Source organism: Pseudomonas sp. AGC41 (genome assembly GCF_057334555.1).
Genome location: NZ_JBHFJB010000109.1, coordinates 4195 through 8886, shown reverse-complemented (window position 1 = coordinate 8886; position 4692 = coordinate 4195). Strand labels below are relative to the sequence as shown.

Sequence of the window (4692 nt, the reverse complement as noted above, 5' to 3'; positions counted from 1 at the left end):
GGCCCACGGAGCAATGCCGGAGTGAGGGCACACCGAGCCTGGGCGAGGTGCCGAGTGGTGGGGCAAAGCGCTTTTGGTTACTTTTGGCGCTCTACCAAAAGTGACCCGCTGTAAGAGCGGAACCATAAGCAGCCGTTACAGCAGCAATGGATATACACACATATCTAAGTCTCAAAGCCGGGAGCTCCATGGTCCAGACCCTAACCCCCCATCACCCCGTCCCAGCCCTCCCGCCCGAAGGCCTGATCGCCGTGATCGCCCCCGCCGGCCCGGCCCCATTGGACACGGAAAAAGCCACCCAATGGATGCGCGCCAGGGGCCATGATCTGCGAATCTTCCCCGGCGTCTACGAAAAAGACGGCTACCTGGCCGGCAGCGACGAAATACGCCTCAACGACCTGCACGCCGCCTTCGCCGACCCCGAGGTAAAAGCGATCATCTGCCTGCGCGGAGGCTACGGCACCCCACGCCTGCTCGATCGCATCGACTTCGACCTCATAAAACGAAACCCCAAGCCCTTCGTCGGCTACAGCGACATCACCGCACTGCACCTGGCAATCAGCCGTTACGCCGGGTTCGTGACCTTTCACGGACCATTGCTCAACGCCGACCTGCTGAGCGACAAGGAACCCCCGACCGTCACCTCGTTCTTCAGCCTGATCCGCGGACAGCTGAAAGCGGGCGACGTAATGAGCCATCCCGCAGCCTATCCATTGACCACCGTAGAACCTGGCATCGCCCACGGGCGCCTGCTGGGAGGCAATCTGTCGATGATCGCCGCGACCATGGGCACGCCTTACGAAATTGATGCCGAAGGCGTGATCCTGTTGGTCGAGGACGTCAATGAGCCGCTATATCGCATCGATCGCTTGCTGACCCAGTTACGGTTGGCGGGCACTCTGGCGAAGCTGCGGGGCGTGCTGTTGGGGGATGTCGCCGGTGTGGATGGCGAGGCGCTGAACCGCTTGTTCAAGCAGACCTTCGAACCACTGCGTATTCCGGTGTTGTCCGGCTGGCGCAGCGGGCACTGCGATCCGAACCTGACGTTGCCGATGGGCGCGCTGGTGACGCTGGATGCGGGGGAGAAGAGGTTGGTGCTGGAGCAGGATGTGGTGGTCAGCCGCTAATTTTCTGTTGCCTGATAGTCAGTCTTGGCGAGCAGGCTAGCTCCTACAGGGAATACATGAGCACCTGTGGGAGCGAGCCTGCTCGCGAAAGCGTCAGCCATACATCGATTCAGCGGCTACGCAACGCCTCCAGCAACTTGTGCGTCGGATACCCATCCGCCGGCCAGCCAAACGACTGCTGGGCGCTGCGGATCGCCTTGCGGGTGTTGGCGCCGATAATGCCGTCGGGCGTGCCCGCATCGTAGTTGTGCTTGCCCAAAAGGGTCTGCAATTCGATGCGTTCGCTGCGGCTCAAGGGCAGATCCTCCTTTGGCCACTGGCCGTAGATCAGGCCTGCGCCAGCGAAGCGCTGCGACAACAGCCCAACCGCCAACGCATAGGACGATGAGTTGTTGTACTTGAGGATGGCGCGGAAGTTGTCGAATATCAGGAATGCCGGGCCGCGATGGCCTGCCGGCAGGAGAAGGGAAGCCGAGAGCTGTTTCTCATCCGGGGCAATCGGCAAGCCGCCATATTCGGAAACGCCCAGGCGCTCCCATTCGGAGACGGGTTTGCGAATCGTGCCATCGGCCAGGGTGTAGTCGAAGCCTTCGCCGAGCGAGACCTCGAACCCCCACGGTTGGCCGCGCTGCCAGCCGGAGCTCTGCAGGTAATGCGCGGTCGAGGCCAGGGCGTCGGTGGAACTGCCCCAGATATCACGACGCCCATCGCCATCGAAATCCACCGCATGGGTGTTGTAGGTGGTTGGAATGAACTGGGTCTGGCCCATGGCGCCGGCCCAGGAACCGAGCATTTTTTCCGGGGTGATATCGCCTTGTTGCAGAATTTGCAGCGCGGCAATCAGTTGTGCGTGAGCAAAACCTGGGCGCCGCCCTTCGTACGCGAGGGTCGCCAGGGAGTTGATCACCGACTTGGTCCCCTGGAATTGGCCGAAGTTGCTCTCCATGCCCCACACCGCCACCAGCGCCTGACGATCGACACCGTAGCGCTGTTCGATGCTTTGCAGGATGTCGGCGTGCTGCTGGAGCAAGGCCTGGCCTTTGCGCACCCGCAAAGGTGACAAGGCGCCATCGAGGTATTCCCATACGGGCCGGCTGAATTCAGGTTGGCTGCGATCAGCCTTGATCACGCTCATGTCCGGGCTGACGCCGATGAAGGCGCGGTCGAACAGGTCGGCCCGGATCCCGGCGGCGAGTGCTTCCTTGCGAAACCCGGCTTGCCATTCGGCGAAGGTCTGGGTCGGCGCGATGACCAGGTTTTCCCCGGTCGGCACCACGGGCGGCACGATGGCCGGTGCGGTCACGGCAGGCAGGGTCTTGAGCGGTTGGGCGTCGGCGGCGGTGGGTTTTTCAGCGCAGGCGACCAATAACGCAACGCTTGCGGCAGCTATCAATTGGCGCAGTGGCCAACGACGGGAAAGGCAAAGGGGCATGCACGGGTCCAGATAAACGAATCAAGTGCTGACCTTAACATGGGCAGGGGCTGTAGAGCTTGTTCGAGTGTTTCAGGCTGCCAGAAAGCAAGAAGCCTCCCAGTTGTCAGACTGGAAGGCTTCGCGGCGGTAGCTGCCTTTGCCCTTGGCGGGTCGTTCCTGGCGGCTGCGGAACAGGGGCTGGGCGACGATGGACTTGGCCTTGTTTGGGCCATGCCTGGATGGCTTTTTGCTCATGATGGGATCTCTCGTTGGGTGGTTTTTTGCGAGGCAAATCATGGGGCAGGGCTGGGGTTTTGTCCAGTCCCTGCGCTGTGCAGGATATGTCACCTGAGTCAACGGAGTTTGTGGCGGGGGATCAGCTCGCGCCCCATAGGTACCGGTTTATTCAGCGGGTAATGACAGCCGTTGGCCGGCCATCAACAGCGACAACCGACTGAGGCTCATCCACGGCGAGCCTGCCGCCTGGCCCTTGATCTGCGCGTCGATGCGCTGGGCTTCGAGCAGCAATTGCGCCCAGCGTGATGCCGAGTAACGTTGCAGCGCCTTGCTCATCAACGGTTTGCGTTTGTCCCATACCGGCGGCCGGGCCTGGCTGAAGGCTTTGTCCAGCGGCACGCCCTGACTGTATTGCAGCGACAGGTTCGCGAGCAGTCGCAACTCCCGGGCCAATGCCCAGAGAATCACCGGCGGTTCGACGCCTTCGCCCCGCAGGCCTTCAAGCATGCGCAAGGCGTGGGCGGCTTCACCGTTAAGGATTGCGTCGGTCAGCCCGAAGACATCGAAGCGTGCGCTGTCGGCCACGGCCGCCTGGACCGTTTCCACTGTAATCTGGCCACCCTCGGCCATCAGCTTGAGCTTTTCGATTTCCTGGGCGGCGGCCAACAGGTTGCCTTCGACCCGGGCGGCAATCAGCTCAACCGCGTCCTGGCTGGCCGACAGGCCGGCCTGGGACAGGCGCTGGCGGATCCAACCGGGCAACTGGCCGACATCCACCGGCCAGATCTGCACGAACTGAGTCTGCTGGCCTTCGACCAGCGCCTTGCCCCACTTGGTTTTCTGCGCGCTGCCATCGAGTTTCGGCAAGCTGATCAGCAATACCGTGTCTTCGGCGGGCCGCGAGCAGTATTCGATCAGCGCAGCGGCGCCCTTGTCACCGGGTTTACCGGAGGGCAAGCGCAGTTCCAGCAAACGTTTTTCGGCGAACAGCGACATGCTCGCCCCGGCCTGCAGCAACGTACCCCAGTCGAAACTGGCGTCGGCGGCGAACACTTGGCGTTCGTCGAAACCTTGCTGGCGGGCAGCAGAGCGGATGGCGTCGGCGGCTTCCTGGCACAGCAGCGGATCATCGCCGCTGATGATATAGACGGGCGCGAGGGCGCCTTGCAGGTGTTTGCCGAGTTGAGCGGGAGCGAGCTTCATAGGCGCAGGCGAGCGGGGCGCCGGAGCGCCCCGCAAAGCTTATTGAGCCGGGATCTGCATGGGCGACTGTTGCGGGGTTTCCGCCTCAGCCTTGCGTGCCGCTTCCAGTGCCTCGGCCTCAGCCTTGGCACGGGCGTCTGCGGTCTGTTGCAACTGGTCCAGTTGGGCCGGGCTCAGTTGTTGCAGGCGCAGCATCATGCGCTGAACCAGTTCACGACGCATTTCGCCGCGCACTTCGACGGACTCCTGATCGGAACCGGTGATGTTGTTGCCATCGTGCAGGTAGACCTTCTGCACCTGCAGCTTGTCGTCCAGCAGCGACAGATCATTCTGGCCGCGGATCTCGTAGTTCAGCACGTTGGTCAGCTCGTACTCGGCCGAACGGCCGGCGCCGGCATAGCTGAGGCTGCGCTGGCTTTGCTGTTCGCTTGCCAATATCAGCTTGTACGGCGCGCCGCTGTAGACTTTCACACCGCTGTTTTCCAGGGTCTGACGCAGCATTTTCACGGTATCGCCATAAGCGTCCCGCGCGCTGAGGTCCAGTTCCTTGATGGCCAGCTCGGTGGTGCCCGTGCCGCGCAGCTGGAAGCCGCAGGCGCTCAACAGGACCGCCAGGCCCATAACCAGCAGATTACGTTTGATCATGTTGTTGCTCCCCTTGAAACCCATGGGCCGAACTGTGCGGCCCCGCAGGTCATATTCGGCGTGGGG

Annotated in this window: 5 protein-coding genes; 1 reads left to right on the top strand and 4 read right to left on the bottom strand. The window is 62.4% G+C overall.

Going from position 1 to position 4692, the window contains the following annotated elements:
• Positions 1 to 188 precede the first annotated feature (188 nt).
• A complete protein-coding gene (locus ACE04F_RS18560; protein ID WP_486108949.1) occupies positions 189 to 1127 on the top strand; it encodes a S66 peptidase family protein in 939 nt (312 codons plus the stop codon).
• A gap of 109 nt (positions 1128 to 1236) precedes the next feature.
• On the opposite strand, the gene ACE04F_RS18555 is transcribed toward ACE04F_RS18560, so the two are convergent.
• From ACE04F_RS18555 to ACE04F_RS18540, 4 genes are all read right to left on the bottom strand, one after another.
• Complete coding sequence (locus tag ACE04F_RS18555; RefSeq protein ID WP_486108947.1) at positions 1237 to 2559, bottom strand: lytic murein transglycosylase; 1323 nt, start codon at positions 2557 to 2559, stop codon at positions 1237 to 1239.
• A gap of 72 nt (positions 2560 to 2631) precedes the next feature.
• Positions 2632 to 2796 (bottom strand): alternative ribosome rescue factor ArfA, encoded by a 165-nt coding sequence (gene arfA, locus ACE04F_RS18550; protein WP_030140368.1) that lies wholly within the window; start codon positions 2794 to 2796, stop codon positions 2632 to 2634.
• Between the two features lie 147 nt (positions 2797 to 2943).
• Positions 2944 to 3981, bottom strand: coding sequence for a DNA polymerase III subunit delta (gene holA / locus ACE04F_RS18545; RefSeq protein WP_486108945.1), 1038 nt, complete (start codon positions 3979 to 3981; stop codon positions 2944 to 2946).
• A gap of 39 nt (positions 3982 to 4020) precedes the next feature.
• Positions 4021 to 4626 carry an LPS-assembly lipoprotein LptE gene (locus tag ACE04F_RS18540; RefSeq protein WP_486108943.1) on the bottom strand — a complete coding sequence of 202 codons (606 nt, stop codon included), beginning with the start codon at positions 4624 to 4626 and terminating at the stop codon, positions 4021 to 4023.
• Positions 4627 to 4692: the final 66 nt, after the last annotated feature.

Coding starts and splice junctions, on each gene's coding strand:
- ACE04F_RS18540 (WP_486108943.1), bottom strand. CDS start 4,626: ATGATCAAACGTAATCTGCTGGTTATGGGCCTGGCGGTCCTGTTGAGC.
- holA (WP_486108945.1), bottom strand. CDS start 3,981: ATGAAGCTCGCTCCCGCTCAACTCGGCAAACACCTGCAAGGCGCCCTC.
- ACE04F_RS18560 (WP_486108949.1), top strand. CDS start 189: ATGGTCCAGACCCTAACCCCCCATCACCCCGTCCCAGCCCTCCCGCCC.
- ACE04F_RS18555 (WP_486108947.1), bottom strand. CDS start 2,559: ATGCCCCTTTGCCTTTCCCGTCGTTGGCCACTGCGCCAATTGATAGCT.
- arfA (WP_030140368.1), bottom strand. CDS start 2,796: ATGAGCAAAAAGCCATCCAGGCATGGCCCAAACAAGGCCAAGTCCATC.